Source organism: Actinomadura craniellae (assembly GCF_003289645.1).
Lineage (GTDB): Bacteria > Actinomycetota > Actinomycetes > Streptosporangiales > Streptosporangiaceae > Actinomadura_D > Actinomadura_D craniellae.
Genome location: NZ_QLYX01000003.1, coordinates 168299 through 184278, shown reverse-complemented (window position 1 = coordinate 184278; position 15980 = coordinate 168299). Strand labels below are relative to the sequence as shown.

Annotated in this window: 17 protein-coding genes; 9 read left to right on the top strand and 8 right to left on the bottom strand. The window is 71.8% G+C overall.

The features are described from left to right. The first annotated feature begins 123 nt into the window (after nt 1-123). A complete protein-coding gene (locus DPM19_RS07585; RefSeq protein WP_199484953.1) occupies nt 124-933 on the top strand; it encodes a crotonase/enoyl-CoA hydratase family protein in 810 nt (269 codons plus the stop codon). A gap of 3 nt (nt 934-936) precedes the next feature. Here the strand turns inward: DPM19_RS07585 and DPM19_RS07580 are convergent, their stop codons facing one another. Next, nucleotides 937-1200, bottom strand: coding sequence for a hypothetical protein (locus DPM19_RS07580; RefSeq protein WP_111864103.1), 264 nt, complete (start codon nt 1198-1200; stop codon nt 937-939). Nucleotides 1201-1527: 327 nt separating this feature from the next. Here DPM19_RS07580 and DPM19_RS07575 point away from each other — a divergent pair, with 327 nt between their 5' ends. From DPM19_RS07575 to DPM19_RS07565, 3 genes are all read left to right on the top strand, one after another. Then, complete coding sequence (locus DPM19_RS07575) at nt 1528-2790, top strand: DUF6801 domain-containing protein (protein ID WP_233509959.1); 1263 nt, start codon at nt 1528-1530, stop codon at nt 2788-2790. A gap of 83 nt (nt 2791-2873) precedes the next feature. Then, entirely contained in the window at nt 2874-3245 is a 372-nt protein-coding gene (locus DPM19_RS07570; RefSeq protein WP_111864102.1) for a hypothetical protein, read from the top strand. A gap of 116 nt (nt 3246-3361) precedes the next feature. Continuing rightward, nucleotides 3362-3772, top strand: coding sequence for a hypothetical protein (locus DPM19_RS07565; protein WP_111864101.1), 411 nt, complete (start codon nt 3362-3364; stop codon nt 3770-3772). A gap of 39 nt (nt 3773-3811) precedes the next feature. Here the strand turns inward: DPM19_RS07565 and DPM19_RS35640 are convergent, their stop codons facing one another. The 4 genes from DPM19_RS35640 to DPM19_RS07545 all read right to left on the bottom strand — a co-directional run bounded on the left by DPM19_RS35640 (nt 3812) and on the right by DPM19_RS07545 (nt 7715). Further along, complete coding sequence (locus DPM19_RS35640; RefSeq protein ID WP_199484911.1) at nt 3812-4399, bottom strand: hypothetical protein; 588 nt, start codon at nt 4397-4399, stop codon at nt 3812-3814. Between the two features lie 36 nt (nt 4400-4435). Next, on the bottom strand, nt 4436-5308 hold the full coding sequence (locus DPM19_RS07555; RefSeq protein WP_111864100.1) for a hypothetical protein: 873 nt from the start codon (nt 5306-5308) through the stop codon (nt 4436-4438). A 196-nt stretch (nt 5309-5504) separates the two neighbouring features. After that, the gene (locus tag DPM19_RS07550) at nt 5505-6614 is read right to left on the bottom strand and encodes an NAD(P)H-dependent flavin oxidoreductase (protein WP_111864099.1); all 1110 of its coding nucleotides are present in this window, start codon (nt 6612-6614) and stop codon (nt 5505-5507) included. 96 nt (nt 6615-6710) lie between these two features. Beyond that, the gene (locus DPM19_RS07545) at nt 6711-7715 is read right to left on the bottom strand and encodes a DUF3068 domain-containing protein (protein WP_158566721.1); all 1005 of its coding nucleotides are present in this window, start codon (nt 7713-7715) and stop codon (nt 6711-6713) included. A 111-nt stretch (nt 7716-7826) separates the two neighbouring features. Here DPM19_RS07545 and DPM19_RS07540 point away from each other — a divergent pair, with 111 nt between their 5' ends. The 5 genes from DPM19_RS07540 (at nt 7827) to hisS (ending at nt 14091) form a co-directional block, all read left to right on the top strand. Beyond that, the gene (locus DPM19_RS07540) at nt 7827-9221 is read left to right on the top strand and encodes an MFS transporter (RefSeq protein WP_233509958.1); all 1395 of its coding nucleotides are present in this window, start codon (nt 7827-7829) and stop codon (nt 9219-9221) included. A gap of 77 nt (nt 9222-9298) precedes the next feature. Then, entirely contained in the window at nt 9299-10111 is an 813-nt protein-coding gene (locus DPM19_RS07535) for a glycosyltransferase (protein WP_111864097.1), read from the top strand. A 55-nt stretch (nt 10112-10166) separates the two neighbouring features. Continuing rightward, nucleotides 10167-11444 (top strand): acyltransferase family protein, encoded by a 1278-nt coding sequence (locus DPM19_RS07530; RefSeq protein WP_158566720.1) that lies wholly within the window; start codon nt 10167-10169, stop codon nt 11442-11444. 41 nt (nt 11445-11485) lie between these two features. Next, nucleotides 11486-12769 (top strand): acyltransferase family protein, encoded by a 1284-nt coding sequence (locus DPM19_RS07525; protein ID WP_111864095.1) that lies wholly within the window; start codon nt 11486-11488, stop codon nt 12767-12769. 11 nt (nt 12770-12780) lie between these two features. After that, nucleotides 12781-14091: a histidine--tRNA ligase gene (hisS, locus tag DPM19_RS07520; protein ID WP_111864094.1), complete on the top strand. Its 1311-nt coding sequence runs from the start codon at nt 12781-12783 to the stop codon at nt 14089-14091. 70 nt (nt 14092-14161) lie between these two features. Here the strand turns inward: hisS and DPM19_RS07515 are convergent, their stop codons facing one another. From DPM19_RS07515 to DPM19_RS07505, 3 genes are all read right to left on the bottom strand, one after another. Then, nucleotides 14162-14533: a type II toxin-antitoxin system VapC family toxin gene (locus DPM19_RS07515; RefSeq protein WP_111864093.1), complete on the bottom strand. Its 372-nt coding sequence runs from the start codon at nt 14531-14533 to the stop codon at nt 14162-14164. Further along, nucleotides 14530-14781 carry a type II toxin-antitoxin system Phd/YefM family antitoxin gene (locus DPM19_RS07510; RefSeq protein ID WP_111864092.1) on the bottom strand — a complete coding sequence of 84 codons (252 nt, stop codon included), beginning with the start codon at nt 14779-14781 and terminating at the stop codon, nt 14530-14532. Before DPM19_RS07510 ends, DPM19_RS07515 begins: the two co-directional genes overlap by 4 nt. Before the next feature lie 395 nt (nt 14782-15176). Continuing rightward, nucleotides 15177-15947 (bottom strand): SDR family NAD(P)-dependent oxidoreductase, encoded by a 771-nt coding sequence (locus DPM19_RS07505; RefSeq protein WP_111864091.1) that lies wholly within the window; start codon nt 15945-15947, stop codon nt 15177-15179. Nucleotides 15948-15980 lie beyond the last annotated feature (33 nt).

Sequence of the window (15980 nt, the reverse complement as noted above, 5' to 3'; positions counted from 1 at the left end):
GGGGTCACAACCCCGGACTAAAGTAGATCACGTTCTTGTTTTGGGATGCAAGACCTGTTCTATGGTGCTGATTGTTACTAGAATCTGTTCTTGTTTTATGCCCTGGACCGGTTGGAGGAGAGCGTGGAACGGCTGCCGATCAGCACCCCGCACTGCACGATCGAGCGCGACGGGCACGTCGTCGTCGTGACCATGAACCGGCCGGCCGCGCGCAACGCGCTGAGCACCGACATGCTCGTCGGGCTGGCCGACGCGTGGGCGTACGTTTCCACTGAGCAGGACGTGCGGGTCGGCATCCTGACCGGCGCCGAAGGGGTGTTCTGCGCGGGCGCCGACCTCAAGGCGATGGGTTCGCCGTCCGAGGACGAGTACGTCCGGCGGCGCGCCGCGGAGATCGAGAACTACCACTGGAAGGGGCTGATCCGCGACGGGCGGCCCACCAAGCCGATCATCGCCGCGGTGGAGGGGTACGCGGTGGCCGGCGGCACCGAACTGCTGCTCGGCACCGACCTGCGGGTGATCGCCGAGAGCGCGACGCTCGGGCTGTTCGAGGCCAGGCGCGGCCTGTACCCCATGGGCGGGTCGGTGATCAGGCTGCCCCGGCAGATCCCCTACGTCCACGCCATGGACATCCTGCTCACCGGGCGGGCGGTCACCTCGGCCGAGGCGCTGTCGTACGGCCTGGTCAACAAGGTCGTCCCCGACGGGCAGGCGCTCAAGGCCGCCCGCGAACTGGCCGCCGAGGTCGCCGCCGCGGCGCCGCTGTCGGTCCAGGCGATCCTGCGCGGCTACCGCGAGACCGCCCACCTGTCCGAGGACGAGGCGCTGCCGATCTCCGACGAGATCGGCTGGCCGGTGATCGGATCGGCCGACGCCAAGGAGGGCTCGCGCGCCTTCAAGGAGAAGCGGCCGGCCGTCTTCAAGGGCGAGTGACGCTCAGGAGAGCAGGGTACGGGCCGAATCGACGGTGACGGCGGACCTGATCAGGTCTTCGAGCCGGGCCAGGTCGGCGCAGGCGGAGATCTGGGCGCGCACGTCGTCCGGCACCTCCAGGCCACGCGCCGAGAGCACCACGAGCACCGACTCGGCCCTGCCCCGCACCTCGCCCTCGACCATGCCCTTGGCCATTCCCCTGACCATGCCTTCGGCCATGCTGATGCGTGCCAGCTCGTCGAACTGGTCGCGGCTTCCGGGCTGCACGTGCTCTTCCAATGTTTCCCTGCCTTTCGGGACGCCCATGGAACAGCGGCCGCGTGTCCGGCCGGTGGCTCGCCGTAACGCTAGAAGCGCGACGGCCCCGGGCGCACCCCTCAGCGCATATCGGTAATCGCATCGTTACGGATAGTGCAATTACTCCGGCGAATCGTCCCTTTTTATGGGAAATGCCGGCAGGCGGAGCGGCCGTCCGCGCGAAGGAGGTTGCCAAGGGCCAGGCCGGATTCCTCATCCCTCTCGGTATTTCCGGCCTGTGGATGACGGTCACCATGAGACCCCCACCGGTACACGCCAAGTACTTATGGAGGATCCATGAGGCCGAAGCATCGCACCGGCGCCCGGCTGATGCCCGAACGCAGGACCGGCCGGCGGCGGGCACTCGCCGCGCTCGCCGCCGCCGTGTTCTCGTTCGCCCTGCTCCAGCCCCCGCCGGCGCAGGCGCTACCGCTGGACAACGTTCCGGAGGTGGGGGTCGACACCGGGCGGTTCAAGCTGCCGATCAACTGCAAGATCATCCTTGGCGGCGTTCTCCCGATCTTCAATCTGGGCAGCGACGTGGACGTCCAGGGCGTCGCGCCCGTGCAACTCGGGCCCGGCCAGGAGTTCTGGCTGACCCAGGGCTCGGGGAACATCACGATCCCGTCCTGGCTGACCTTCCTGGCGCCGCTGCTGGGGATCACCAAGGCCGACGCCAGGGTCACCGACCTGAGCATCGGCGCCAGCAACTCCACCCCCGCCTCGATCAACATCGCCAAGGAGCCGGTGGAGATCAAGGACATCGCGTTCGAGCCCGGCCAGCCGCTGAAGGTCGGCCTGCCGCTGAAGGCCGGCGAGACCTTCGACGTCGGGCCCTACACCGCGCCCGGCAGCGGCTCGGTGACGTTCAAGTTCGACCACGCGGTCGCCGAGATCACCCTGAAGTCCGACTGGGGCTTCACCCTGCCGATCACGGCCGACTGCACCGCGTCCCAGGGCAACGCGCTGCTGACCGTCGCGGTCGGCGGGCCCGCCGGGCAACCGCCCGCGAAGATCCACGGCGCTCCGCTGAACTTCCCCGAGCCCGCCTCCAACGAGGTGGTCGGCATCATCAACGCCCCCTACACCTGCACGCTCGGCGGCCAGCCGGTGGACGTCGGCATCGCGGTCGGCGGCCACTTCCCGCTGTCGATCAAGAAGGGGACGAACTTCTCCTTCACCAACGCCTCGGGAGCACTCACCATCCCGGCAAAGACGGTGAACAAACTGTTGGACATGGGCTATACCACCGCCGCGGGCAAGGTGACCAAACTCGAACTGCTCACCGAGGGCGGAACGCCGGCGTCCATGAACGTCGCCGCCAACGGGATCGACATCCCGACGACCCCGCTCGAAAGGGACAAGAAGATCGTGCTGTCGCTGCCCACCAACGGCACGCTCACCGCGGGACCGTTCGGCGCCGCCCCGGGCTCGACCCGGATCGCGGTCGCGCTCGGCTCCGCCGCCGCCAGCTTCACCTTCAACGGCTCCACCTCGGCCTCGGCCACCTGCGGCACCCCCGCGCCGCTGGTCTACCTGGTCGACACCCCCGTGATCTGACCTGATCGCACCCGGCGGCTCCCCCGTCCCTCCCGGGCGGGGGAGCCGCCACCGTCCGGCCCACCCCACCGAAAGGACACCCCGTGCAGTTCACCTTCGGCCGCCGGCACGCCGCGGCACTGGTCCTGCTCCCGGCCCTGACCCTCACCGCGTGCGGGGGCGACGACACCTCGTCCGCCCCGCCGCCCTCGGCCACCGGCGCCCCCTCCGCCCCCGCCGCCGGCTCGGCCCCCGCACCCGGCGCGTCCGGCGGCACCACCGGGCCCCGCTCCGTCGCGCCGGTCCCGCCGCAGCCGACCGAGCTGCGCGCCCTCACCGCCTGCATGCGCAAGGAGGGCATCAACATCCCCGAGCCGCCGCAGACGTGGTCCCCGCCGCCCGGCTTCGACATGCGCAAGGGCCAGATCGCGCTGCAGAAGTGCATGAAGCAGCTCGCCCCGCCCTCGCCGCGGTAGCGGGCGGCGCCTTCGCCGCGCCCGGGCAATGACCGGATCACCCGAGGTCAGCGGCGGGTTGGGTTTCGGCGCCTCCGGCCGCGGCACAACGGGGGCGACGAGAGGAGTGAGCCGAGATGGCCGTGCAGCTGTGGCCCAACCGACGGAAAGAAGAGACCCCGGCCGCCGAGGAGACCCGGCGGCGGAGGTTCTGGCCGCCCCGGCGCTCGGCTCCGGAGCCCGAGGAGCGCCGCGGGCCGCGCCGGTGGCCGAGGTCGCGCACCAACCCGATCAGCGGGATGATCTGGGGCGCCGGCTGCGCCGCCGCGCTGATCCTGGGCCTGGGCATGCTGCTCACCTGGAGCGACGCCAACCCCGGCAACGGCTTCGTGAGCGCCACCCTGGACGCCGGCACCTGGCTGGCCACCCCGTTCCGGGACGTCTTCACCAACCCCGACCCCGAACGGCAGATGTACATGAACTGGGGCCTGGGCGCCGTGGTCTACTACCTGCTCGGCCGCCTCTTCTCCACCCTCACCCGCTTCTGACCCCACCCCACCGGGCACCGGGCCCGCCCGCGCCCCGGCTCAACCGAGCAGGGCCCGGGCGGACTCGGCGGTGGCGGCCACCCCGATCCAGACGTCCAGCCGATCGAGATCGGTACACGCGCTGACCTCGGCCCGGACGTCCTCGGGCACTTCGAGTCCCCGGGCGGCCAGCACCGTGAGAATCGCCTCGGCCATGCCCTTGGCATAGTTCTCTGCCATGCTCTCGGCATAACCCTCGGCATAGCCCTTGGCATAACCCTCGGCATAGCCCTCGGCGAAGGACTGCCGAGCCCAGTCGCTGAGGTATCCGCGAGCCTTGGCCTCCGCCCACCCCTCCGCGAGCACTTCGGCTTCTCGGGACAACACCATCCCCGTTCGGTCGAGCAGTGCGCGGGCGGAATCAGCGGTGGCGGACATCCACACCCACGCGTCCAGCCGCTCGAGATCGGTACACGCGCTGACCTCAGCCCGAACGTCCTCAGGCACTTCGAGCCCTCGGGCCGCAAGCACGTCGAAGATCACCTTAGCCTTGGTTTCGGCAATCGCCTCGGCTCGTCCCTTGGCCACGTTCTCGCGGGCCCAGTCGCTGAGGTATCCGCGAGCTCTGATCTCCGCTCGCTCCTCCACACACACTCCAGCTTCTCGGGACAACATCGTCCCCGTTCAGTCGAGCAGTGCGCGAGCGGAATCAGCGGTGGCGGCTATCCCCACCCACGCGTCCAACTGCTCAAGGTCAGTACACGCGCTGATCTCGGCCCGCACTTCTTCCGGAACTTCGACCCCTCTGGCGGCCAGGACTCTGAAGATCGATTCAGCTATGGCCTCAGCCTTGCCCTTGACCACTTTCTCGCGGACCCAGTCGCTGAGGTATTCACGGGTTTCGGTTTTCATCTGCTTCTCCAAGTGATCCCAGACCTCCCTGGACAGAGCCGCCCGCACCATGTCAGCGTACAGACCGCCCCGGTCAGGGTCGATGTCATGGATGGCGGTGAACAGGGCGTTCGCGATGTCGGCGGCGCCGGGGGCCTCGGCATGGGTGATCATCGAGAGCACGGCGAGTTCGAGGTCCTGGGCCGCCTCCCGGACGTCCGTGATCTCGGGGACCTCGGTGGGGCCGGCGACGAGGGGGACCAGGGTCAGGTTGGGGTGGCCCAGGTCGATCGGGCGGGCGCTCCAGCGCGCGATCGCGGCCTCGGGGCAGACGACCAGCAGGACCGCGGGGCAGCGCATCCGGGTGCGCAGGGCGACCAGGTACATCGGCCAGGTCCAGTGCTTGCCGGGGTCGCGGGCGCGCTGGACCTCCACGACGACGGCGAGCACCGGTTCGGGGTCGGCGTCGGGGCGTTTGCGCTGGAAGACGATGACGGAGTCGGCGCGGAGTTCGCTGGGCGTGGTCTCGGTGAGGTCGCCGGACTCCAGGCCGACGTAGTCGTAGTCGGGCAGCGGTACGTGCAGCGCGTCCTGGAGCAGCCCGGCCGCCAGGGCCGGGCTTTCGTGGAACAGCCGTACGACGGCTTCGTGTTCGGTCGATGGCACCCGGTAACGGTAAATGCGCCCCACATCCGGCGGGCCGATATCCCGGACAGATGGCCTTACCGTTATCAACAGCGTTAGTAATATCCCGAAATAACAGGATTTGTTCCGCTGGCGGGCGCGGCAGCGCGACGCGGGCTTCGCGGCGGAGCGACCCCCGGACGGCCGGGCCGGAGGAGAGCCCGGCCGTCCGGCGGGGTCAGCCCTCGGTGATGGCGTTGAGGCGTTCGAGGGACTCGACGTACTCCTCGATCAGGTCGTAGACGACCTGGGCGGCGGGCTTGACCTGGTTCATCGAGCCGACGATCTGCCCGACCGGGAAGGTGACCAGTTCGCCGTCCCCGGAGCGGCCGATCCGGCGCAGCGCGTCCGAGATGAGCATGAACTGCATGGGCATCGGCAGGTAGCCGGGTGACCGCTCGCTCTCCCAGGCGTCGGTCCAGGCGGTCCGCAGCAGCCGGGCGGGCTTGCCCGTCCACGACCGCGACCGGACGGTGTCGCGCGAGGTGGCCTCCAGCAGCTTGGCGCGGGTGTTCTCCTGGGTGTCGGCCTCGTCCACGGTCAGCCAGATCGAGCCGGTCCACACGCCGTCGGCGCCGAGCGCCATGCCGGCGGCCATCTGGCGGCCCCGGCCGATCCCGCCGGCGGCGAGGACCATGGTGTCCGCGCCGACCGCGTCCACCACCTCGGGGATCAGCACCATGGTGGAGACGTCGCCGGTGTGCCCGCCGGCCTCGGTGCCCTGCGCGACGATGATGTCGACGCCGACCTCGACCTGCTTGCGGGCGTGCCGGGCGTTGCTCGCCAGCCCCGCCACCTTCACGCCGTGCTGGTGGGCCTCCTCGACCACGTCCGCCGGGGGCGGACCGAGCGCGTTGGCCAACAGCGCGATCGGGTGCTTGAGCGCCACCTCCACCTGGGGCCGGGCGGTGGCGTCGGTCCAGCCGAGCAGGGCGCGGCCGGCGCTCTCGGTGGACGGCTCGACGCCGTGCTCGGCCAGCAGTTCCTCGAGGAACTCCCGGTTCCGCTCGGGGATCATGCCCTGGAGCCGGCCCAGCAGCTCCTCGGCGTCGCCGAGGTCGGCGCCCTCGTACTTGGCCGGCATCACGACGTCGACGCCGTACGGCTTGCCGCCGACGTGCTCGTCGATCCACTTGAGCTCGAGCTCGAGTTCCTCGGGGGTGAAGTACAGGGCGCCGAGGACGCCCATGCCGCCGGCGCGGCTCACCGCGGCGACCACGTCGCGGCAGTGACTGAACGCGAAGATCGGGTACTCGATGCCGAAGAGTTCGGTTACTCGTGTCCGCACGGCTTGAACTCTAGGCGCCGCCCCAAGAAACTGCAACAGGTTCTACTTAGCGCTTTGAAAAGCCCTTCAGTCGAGCCGATCCCGATGGAACGCGTATCAGCGGACGATCGTGCTCCGGGGTCCGTCGGAGGTGCTTCCGTACCGCCCGTGGCGGTCGCGGCCCGGCCGGGTGCGCGTCCGGCCGGTGAGCGCCGCCACGATGGAACCGCCGGCCAGCATCACCACGCCCACCCCCACCGACGCCGTCGGGACGGTGGAGTTGAGCAGCCGCAACTGCGTGGCCCGGTCCTCGGAGTAGGCCACGTTCCGCTTCTGGTCGGCGTCCACGGTGACCAGATCCGCCGCGGCGACAGTCAGCTTCCCCTTCCCGTCCGGCGTCTGGACCGTGGTGAGGATGCTCTGCCAGTGCTTGACCGGGATCCCGGTGCGCGGGTCCACCCAGACGGTGACCGTGGCGCCCGCGTACCGGTCCACCCGGTGGCTGCCGCTGCGCCGGCCCAGCCCCAGCAACTCGCCCGGCACCTGGTACTCCACGCCCTCAGTCCGGGTGTAGGGCACCACCTGGACGAAGCGGTAGGTGGTCATCCCCTGCACCTTGTCGACGCCGTCGTACCGCATCGGCAGGGGCCGCTTGGTCGTCATGTCGAAGAACGTGTAGTCGCGCTTCTGCACGTTGGCCAGCGGGAAGAGCAGGGCGTACCCCGACATCTGCACGCTGGTGTCGCCGCCGACGTTGCTGCCGCAGCAGTTGACCAGCGCCGAGGTCCGCCGGTCGAAGGCGACCCGGTACCCCTGGATCTGGATCCGCTTGTTGCGCTGCTTGTCGAAGATCTCGGTGGAGGAGTCCCAGACCGCGACCCGCTCGTTGCCCGCCCGCACGTCCCCGCGGAGGGTGTTGATGGCGGTCACCGTGGCGTTCTGCACCGTCTTGAAGGTGGCCAGGTCGAAGTAGGTGGCGCTGCGGTCTTCCAGCCTGGTCGTCTGGTACTGGTTCAGCGGGGCGATCGCCACCCGTTCGGCCACGTAGAACCGCAACATGGGCGCCAGCGCGAGCAGGAAGCCCCCCGCCCCCACCAGGACCAGGCCGATCGATCGCCGCATGTCCAACCTCCGGGGGCTGCCGTATATTGACGGCTTCCAGGGCATCCCACCCCATTGCGCCCGCAACCCTATCGAACCCTAAAAACCCTCTGTCCAATAACGGAGGTCGCGGTGAAAGCACTGGCCGGCCGCCGTTGGCTCGCCCTTTCCGTGGTCCTCGTCGCGACGTTCATGGACCTGATCGACGTCACGATCGTCAACGTCGCGCTACCCGCGATCCAGCGCGACCTGGGAGCCGGATACGCCGCCGGGCAGTGGGCGGTGGCGGGCTACGCGCTGGCATACGCGCTGCTGCTGGTCACCGGCGGCCGGCTGGGCGACATCGCGGGCCGCCGCCGGGTGTTCCTCGCCGGGGTCGCCGGCTTCACCCTGGCCTCCGCGCTGGCCGGCGCCGCCTGGTCGCCCGGCACGCTCGTCGCCGCCCGGATCCTGCAGGGCGCCTTCGCCGGGGTGATGGTCCCCCAGGCGATCTCGGTGATCACCGTCCAGTTCGCACCCGGACGGGAGCGCGCCGCCGCGTTCAGCCTCTACGGGGTGCTGCTCGGCGTGGCCCAGGTGAGCGGGCCGGTGCTGGGCGGGCTGCTGACGACGCACGGCGGCTGGCGCTCCATCTTCTACATCAACATCCCGATCGGGCTGCTCGCCCTGGCCGGTGCCGCGCGCTGGATGGACGACTCCCGGGCCGACCCCCCGCCCCGGCTCGACCTCGGCGGGGTCGCCCTGATCAGCGGGGTCGTCCTGCTGCTGGCCTTCCCGCTGGTCCAGGGGCGGGAGCTGGGCTGGCCCGGCTGGTCGCTGGCCATGCTGGGCTGCGCCGTCCCCCTGCTGGCCGCCTTCGCCCGGTACGAGATGCGCCGGGGGGACGACGCGCTGATCCCCACCGGCCTGTTCCGGCGGCGCTCCTTCAGTGCCGGGCTGGCGCTGAACCTGGTGCTGTTCTCCGGGATCGGCGCCCTCTTCATCACGCTCACCTGGGGGTTGCAGTTCGGGCTGGACTGGTCGCCGCTGCTGGTCGCGTTCGTGTGCCTGGCCTGGCCGGCCGGCACCGCGTGCACCGCGCAGCTCACCCACCGGTACGGGCACCGCCGGGGCCGCCTGCTGGTCGGGCTCGGCACCGCGCTGGCCGCGCTGGGCGCGGCCTGGCTGAGCGCGGTGACCGCCCGCTCCGGCGCGGACCTCACCCCCTGGTCGGTGGTGCCGTGCCTGGCGCTGAGCGGGCTGGGGCTCGGGCTGACCCTGCCGATGCTGTCGCAGACCGTCCTCGGCGAGGTGCGGGCCGACAGCGCGGGCGCGGCCTCCGGGGTGCTGAACTCGGTGACCCAGCTCGGCGGCGCGATCGGTGTGGCCCTGGCCGGGGTGGTCTACTTCGGCGGGCCGGCCGGGTCCGCCCTGCCCCGCGCCCTCGGCTACAGCGCCGCCGCCTTCCTGCTGGCCGCCGCGCTGGCCCGGTTCCTGCCGCGGACGGCCGTTCCCGCCGAGCCGCACCGCCCCCTCGTCGGCGCGTGAGACGGCGGATGTCCTCCGGCGGGCCGGTGCCCTAAGGTGTGGCGACACCGATCACGCTCCGGGAGGTTACGCCGACGATGACGACCCGGGTGACCGTGGTGGTGCCGACGCGTGACTCCGCGCGCACCCTCGACCGGTGCCTGGCCTCCGTCCGGGCGCAGACCCATCCGGTGGAACTGATCGTCGTCGACAACGGCTCCACCGACGCGACCCCGCGGATCTCCGCCCGGCACGCGGACGCCGTCCTCGACCACGGGCCCGAGCGCAGCGCCCAGCGCAACCAGGGCTGGCGCACCGGGACCGGCGAGGTGGTGGCCTTCGTCGACTCCGACATGGTCCTCGCCCCGGAGATCGTGGCGGAGGCGGTCGCGCTGTTCGCCGCGGACCCGTCCCTGGGCGGGCTGGTAATCCCCGAGCTCTCCTTCGGGGAGGGTTTCCTGGCCGCCTGCCGCGCCATGGAGAAGCGGTCCTACCTGGGTGACCCCCGGGTGGAGGCGGCGCGGATCTTCCGGCGGGTCGCGCTGGAGAAGACCGGCGGGTACGCCGAGGACCTGACGGCGTTCGAGGACTGGGACCTGGCCGACCGGGTGGCCGCCACCGGCTACGGGATCGGCCGGGTCGCGTCCGTGGTCGAGCACGACGAGGGGCGCATCACGCTGCGCTCGGCCTTCGCCAAGCGGCGCTACTACGGCCGCTGGCTGCCGGCCTACCGGTCCCGGCCGTGGGCCCGCTCGTTCGGCCGCTCGCGGTCGCTGCGCCGGCTGCTGCGGCTCGGCCCGCCCCCGCGCATCGCCGGGCTGCTGGCCCTCAAGGCCGTCGAGGGCGCCGGGCTCCTCGCCGGCTCCCGCGCCGCTGGGCGGGTGCCCTCCGGCGAGCCCCGGAGGCTGTGAAAGCGGCACAGTCTCCGGTACCCTCGGTGATCCTCTTCGGCATTCCGAGGCCCCTGTGACCGTTTCGCCCCCGCGCACCGACGACCGGCTTCCGGCGATCTCCGGGCACCAGCCCGCGCTCGACGGCGTGCGCGCGGTGGCGGCGCTGGCCGTGCTGGTGTTCCACGTGGCCGCGAGCATCGGCATGTTGACCGCCAAGGACGGCGCGTCGTCCTGGCTGCTCTCCCGGGGCGAGATCGGAGTGCCGATCTTCTTCGCGCTGTCGGGGCTGCTGCTCTACCGGCCGTGGGCGGCCGCCGCGCTCGGCCTGCGCCCGCCCCCCGGCACCCGGAACTACCTGTGGAAACGGGCGCTGCGGCTGCTGCCCGCGTACTGGGCGCTGGTCGTGGCGTGCATGCTGCTGTACGGCCGCGACCACCTCGGCGATGTCCTCGGCTGGTTCGAGCTGCTCACCCTGACCTACAGCTACGACCCGAACCCGTGGTGGAACGACTACCTGGGTCCCAAGGGCATGGGGCAGATCTGGAGCCTCACCGTCGAGGCCGCCTTCTACGTCGCGCTGCCGCCGCTGGCCGCCCTGCTGGCGCGGTGGGCGCGGCGCGGCACCGATGTCGGCGACCGGGCCCGGCGGCTGCTGTGGGGGCTGGCCGGGTGCGCGGCGGTGTCCGTGGGCTACACGTTCTTCTCCGTGTACCTCAGCGGCAACCCCGCCTGGACGGGGCTGTGGCTGCCCCGCTACCTCATCTGGTTCGCGATCGGCATGGCGCTGGCGGTCGTCTCGGTCTGGGCGCACGCCGACCCCGGGCCGGTCCGCCGGCTGTGCCGCACCGTCGCGGAGTCCTGGGGGATGTGCTGGACGGCCGCCGTACTGCTCTACTGCGTCTCCGCCACCCCGCTCACCGGGGACTCCCGGCTGGTCACCGTCGACCCCTGGACGACACAGCTGCACCTGGTGCTGTACGGGCTGGTCGCGCTGTTCCTGATCGCCCCACCGGCGCTGGCCCCCGCGGGGCACCCGGGGATCACCCGCATCATGGGCAACCGGGTGATGAGCTACCTCGGCAAGATCTCCTACAGCGTCTTCCTCTGGCAGTTCGTCGTCATCTACGGCTGGCTCGGCCTGCTGGGCCGGCCGCCGTTCACGGGCACGTTCCTGATCGACCTCCCCGTCTGCGCCGCGCTCACCGTCGCCGTGGCCGCCCTCAGCTTCCACCTGATCGAGGAGCCCGCCCGCCGGATCCGGCTGGGCCCGCTCCCAGCGCGCGCCGGGGCCGGTTGGCTTCGTACCCAGCCGTTCCGGCGCGGCCGTTCCACGGGCGGTGACCGCGGTTAGCCTGGGCGCGCCCCCGTCCCCGCCGCCGCCCGAGGCCAGCCGTGACCGCACCGCCCCCACCCGAGGACGGCCGGATCACCGGCCACCGGCCCGCGCTCGACGGGGTACGCGCGGTGGCGGCGCTGGCCGTGCTGCTGTTCCACGTGGCCGCGAGCACCGGCGACCTCGCCGGGGAGGGCGCCCTCTCGAACCTGCTGTCCGGCGGCGAAATAGGGGTGCCGATCTTCTTCGCGCTGTCCGGGCTGCTGCTCTACCGGCCCTGGGCGGTGGCGGCCTTCGGCCTGGGCGAGCCGCCCCGGACCCGGAACTACCTGTGGAAGCGGGCGCTGCGGCTGCTGCCCGCGTACTGGGCGCTGGTCGTGGTGTGCATGCTGCTGTACGGCCGCGACCACCTCGGCGACCCCGCCGGGTGGGCGATGCTGCTGACCATGACCCACGCCTACGACCCGTCCCCCTGGTGGCACGCGGAACTGGGCTACCTGGGGCCCAAGGGCATGGGGCAGATCTGGAGCCTCACCGTCGAAGCCGCCTTCTACGCGGTGCTGCCGGTGCTGGCCGCCGGGCTAGGGTGGTGGGCGCGGCGGGGCGTCCGCACCGCCGCCCGGCTGGCCCGGCGGCTGCTGGCCGGGCTGGCGGCGTGCTTCGCGTTCAGCGCGGCGTACACCGTGGCCATGTACTCCTTCGCCGACACGCAGCTGCTCAGCATGTGGCTGCCGCACTACCTGGGCTGGTTCACGGTCGGCATGGCGCTGGCGGTCGTCTCGGTCTGGGCGTGCGCGGAACCCCGGGAGGACGGCCCGGCCCGCCGGTTCTGCCACACGGTCGCGGCGTCCTGGGGGATGTGCTGGACGGCCGCGGCACTGCTCTACTGCGCCGCCTCCACCCCGCTGACCGGCGGTTTCCGGCTGGTCGAGGACGACCCCTGGACCGGCCAGTTCCACATCGTCCTGTACGGGCTGGTCGCGCTGTTCCTGCTGGCGCCGGTGGCGCTGGCCCCCGCCGACCATCCCGTGATCAGCGCCGTCCTGGCCAACCGGGTGATGCGCTACCTGGGGAAGATCTCCTACAGCGTCTTCCTCTGGCAGTTCGTCGTCATCTACCTGTGGTTCGACCTGATGGGCCGCCGCCCCTTCGAGGGGAACCTGTGGCTCGACTTCCCGGTCTGCGCGCTGCTCACGGTCGCCGTCGCCGCGGCGAGCCACCGCCTGATCGAGGCCCCCGCCCAGCGGCTGCGCCGTGGCCCGCCCGCGACCCGCACCCCGGCGGTGCCGCTACGATCGGTGTACGCGCATTCACGCACCGACACCGAACGTGACCCTTCGTAGGAGTTTCCCGCATGGCGTCCCAGCAGTTCGACCCGCCGTCAGGTACACGCGACTTCCTCGCGCCCGCGCTGCGGACGCGCGAGCACGTGTTCGCGACGATCCGCGCGGTGTTCGAGCGCTACGGGTTCGAGCCACTGCAGACCCCGGCGTTCGAGCGGCTGGAGACGCTGACCGGCAAGTACGGCGACGAGGGCGACAAGCTGATCTTCAAGATCCTGCGCCGGGGCGAGCACGAGGCCACCGGCGAGGCCGACCTGGCGCTGCGCTACGACATGACGGTGCCGCTGGCCCGGGTCGTGGCCGCCTACGGCTCGCAACTGCCCGCCCCCTACAAGCGGTACGCGATGGGCCCGGTGTGGCGGGCCGACCGGCCGGGCAAGGGCCGGTTCCGCGAGTTCACCCAGTGCGACATCGACGTGGTCGGCTCGGCGTCCCCGCTGGCCGACGCCGAGGTGGTGTGCGCGCTGGCCGACTGCCTGGACGCGGTGGGCGTCCGCGACTTCCGCATGCTGGTCAACTCCCGCAAGGCCCTGACCGGCCTGCTGGAGGCGTACGGGGTGCCGGACTCCCTCGGCGGCGGAGTGCTGACCACCCTCGACAAGCTCGACAAGTTGCCCCCCGACGTGGTGGCCCGCGAACTGGTCGACGGCCGCGGGCTGCCGGTCCCGATCGCGGCGGCGCTGACCGGCGACCTGACCGCCGGCGACGCGGCCGAGCGGATGCGCATCGCGCTCAAGGACAGCGAGCAGGGCGGCGCCGGCCTGGCCGAGATCGACCGCCTGCTGGAACTGGCCGGCCCCGGCGTCGGGCCGGAACGGATCGCGTTCACCCCCAGCCTGGTCCGCGGCCTGGACTACTACACCGGCGTCATCTTCGAGGTGGTCGCCGAGGGGATGCCCGGCTCGATCGCCAGCGGCGGCCGCTACGACGGCCTGATCGCCGCCCTGGGCGGCCCCGACGCCCCCGCCTGCGGCGGCTCCCTGGGCGTCGAGCGCATCATCGGCCTGCTGGACGCCGCCGCCCTGGAGCAGCCCCGGCTGGACGTGGCGCTGACCGTCCTCGGCGACGAGACCCTGCCCGAACTGACCCGCCTCGCCCGCGACCTGCGCGCCGCCGGCCTGCGCACGGAGGTCTACCTGGCCACCAGCCGCAAGCTCGCCAAGCAGCTCAAGTGGGCCGCCGACCGCCACGCCCGGCACACCGTGATCTACGGCCCGCAGGACCGGGCGGCGGGCACCGCCACCGTCCGGAACATGGACACGGGCGACCAGGCCCAGGTCCCGGTCGCCTCCCTCACCGCCCACCTCGCCGCCACCAGGTGACCGGGGCGGCCATCGCCTGACTGTCCAGGATGCCGTCCAGGTCCTGGCCGCCACCAGGTGACCGGGGCGGTCACTTCGTCAGCAGCTGCACGTCGTACTTCTGGATCTGCGGATCCTGGGTGACCAGGGTGAGCCCTTCGCACTGGGCCTGCGCGACGAGGACCCGGTCGAAGGGGTCGCGGTGCAACGGCGGGAGCCGCCCCGCCCGCAGGGCGTGCCGGGAGGTGATCGGAAGTTCCCGCAGTTCGCTGCCCAGCACCCGCTCGGGCAGGTCCGCGGGCCCGAGCTTGCCGAGTGTCTGCTTGATGGTGATCTCCCACAGGGTGGCGGCGCTGGTGAAGACGTCGACCTCCGTGTCGATCAGGTCCTTGGTCGAGTCGGACAGGCGAGGGTCGTCCGCCAGCCACCACAGGACGACATGGGTGTCCAGCAGCAGCCTCATCCGCCGATCCCGAAGTCGTCGGCGATGGCGGCGTTGGTCTCCGGCGAATCCCAGTCGTCGGAGCAGACCAGCACGCCCTTGAGCGAGCCCCGGCCGGCGCGCTCCACGTGCGTGGTCAGCGGGACCACCTTCGCCACCGGCTTGCCCGCCCGGCTGATGACGATCTCGTCGCCCTGCTCGACGCGCTCGATGATGCGCGACAGCTGCGTCTTGGCCTCGTGGATGTTGTACTGCTCGACCGCGCCCATGCCCGCCCCTCCGAACCAGATTAGCCTAGCTAAGTCTAGTCCACTTACCCTGCCGGCATCGTGACCCGGCCCCTTCCCTGCGACCTGGCGGATGTGACAGGAGAACCGGCCCGCACTCAGGCCGAACGCCCTAAGGCCTGTCCCCAAGTGCGGCCGACCGCCCCCGGCGGTACCACCAGCGCCCGCCTCCGGCCCTTGCTCGCGTGATCGTTGAGGATGGGTGGGGCTGGGACCCCACCCATCCTCAACGATCACCGGCGTAGGCGCTGGTGCCAGGTGGCCGGGTCCTGCGCGAGCGAGCCAGGGTCATCGGCACTCGGCCCACTTCGAAACACGCTTTAGCCGCCCCTGGAGCGGGCGGGCCGGGGTCAGGCCCGCCCCGCCCGGCCCCGGCCTCAGGGGAAGAAGACCGCCGCGCCCGTGCGGCCGCCGTCGACGTCCACCACGGTGCCGTGGACGAAGGACGCCTCGTCGGAGGCGAGGTAGACCGCCGCGTGGCCGATGGCCGCCGGAGGGCCGACGTGGCCCGCCGGGGTGCCCGCCATCATGTTGTCGCCCGGGCGCGGTTCGGTCTCGTCGGGGTCGATGGTGCGCACCACCCCGGGGGAGATCGCGTTGACGCGGACACCGGCGGGTCCGAACTCGGCGGCCCAGGCCCGGGTGAGGGTCTCCAGCGCGCCCTTGGTCGAGGCGTACGCGGCCCCGACGGGGAGGCCCAGGCGGGCGACCCACGAGCCGAGGTTGATGATCGCGCCGCCGCCGGCCTCGGCCATGGCCGGGGCGACCGCGGCGGTCAGGAAGAACGGCGCCTTGACGTTGACCGCGTAGATCTGGTCGAAGGTCTTCTCGTCGAGGGTCGGCGTGGTCGAGCCGGGGTAGATGCCGGCGTTGTTGACCAGGACGTCGATGCGCCCGCCGAGCACCCGGGTCGCCTCGGCGGCGAGGGCGCGGGACGCTTCCGGGCTGCCGTCGAGGTCGGCGGCGACGAAGTCGGCGCGCCCGCCCGCGGCGCGGATGCCGTCGACGACCCGCTGCCCGCGTTCGCTGTTGCGGCCCGACACGACGACGTGGGCGCCCTCGGCCGCGAGGGCCTCGGCGATCGCGCGCCCGATGTTGCTGGTGGCCCCGGTGACCAGGGCGGTCTTGTGCTGGAGGCGAGTGCCCATGGTGGTGTCCCCGTTTCGCAAAATATGGACTGC

Coding starts and splice junctions, on each gene's coding strand:
- DPM19_RS07535 (WP_111864097.1), top strand. CDS start 9,299: ATGACGACCCGGGTGACCGTGGTGGTGCCGACGCGTGACTCCGCGCGC.
- DPM19_RS07515 (WP_111864093.1), bottom strand. CDS start 14,533: ATGAGGCTGCTGCTGGACACCCATGTCGTCCTGTGGTGGCTGGCGGAC.
- DPM19_RS07575 (WP_233509959.1), top strand. CDS start 1,528: ATGAGGCCGAAGCATCGCACCGGCGCCCGGCTGATGCCCGAACGCAGG.
- DPM19_RS07545 (WP_158566721.1), bottom strand. CDS start 7,715: ATGCGGCGATCGATCGGCCTGGTCCTGGTGGGGGCGGGGGGCTTCCTG.
- DPM19_RS07505 (WP_111864091.1), bottom strand. CDS start 15,947: ATGGGCACTCGCCTCCAGCACAAGACCGCCCTGGTCACCGGGGCCACC.
- DPM19_RS07565 (WP_111864101.1), top strand. CDS start 3,362: ATGGCCGTGCAGCTGTGGCCCAACCGACGGAAAGAAGAGACCCCGGCC.
- hisS (WP_111864094.1), top strand. CDS start 12,781: ATGGCGTCCCAGCAGTTCGACCCGCCGTCAGGTACACGCGACTTCCTC.
- DPM19_RS07510 (WP_111864092.1), bottom strand. CDS start 14,781: ATGGGCGCGGTCGAGCAGTACAACATCCACGAGGCCAAGACGCAGCTG.